1 tRNA gene and 1 rRNA gene are annotated in these 286 nt (G+C 50.7%); both read left to right on the top strand.

What is annotated here, in order from left to right:
- Positions 1 to 78: ribosomal RNA gene (locus tag NNO03_RS22545) — 16S ribosomal RNA — on the top strand; the annotation flags it as partial.
- Between the two features lie 85 nt (positions 79 to 163).
- Positions 164 to 239: transfer RNA gene (locus NNO03_RS22550), tRNA-Glu, on the top strand.
- Positions 240 to 286 lie beyond the last annotated feature (47 nt).

The following is a 286-nucleotide window of genomic DNA, read 5'->3' on the forward strand; positions in this document are numbered from 1 at the left end:
ACCACTTTGTGATTCATGACTGGGGTGAAGTCGTAACAAGGTAACCGTAGGGGAACCTGCGGTTGGATCACCTCCTTACCTTAAAGAAACGTTCTTTGTAGTGCTCACACAGATTGTCTGATGAAAAGTAAATAGCAAGGCGTCTTGCGATTGAGACTTACACGTCCCCTTCGTCTAGAGGCCCAGGACACCGCCCTTTCACGGCGGTAACAGGGGTTCGAATCCCCTAGGGGACGCCACTTGCTGGTTTGTGTGAGTGAAAGTCGCCGGCCGAAGTATCTCAAAA

Origin of the sequence: Citrobacter sp. Igbk 16 (assembly GCF_028069755.1) — a bacterium.
Taxonomy (GTDB): domain Bacteria; phylum Pseudomonadota; class Gammaproteobacteria; order Enterobacterales; family Enterobacteriaceae; genus Citrobacter.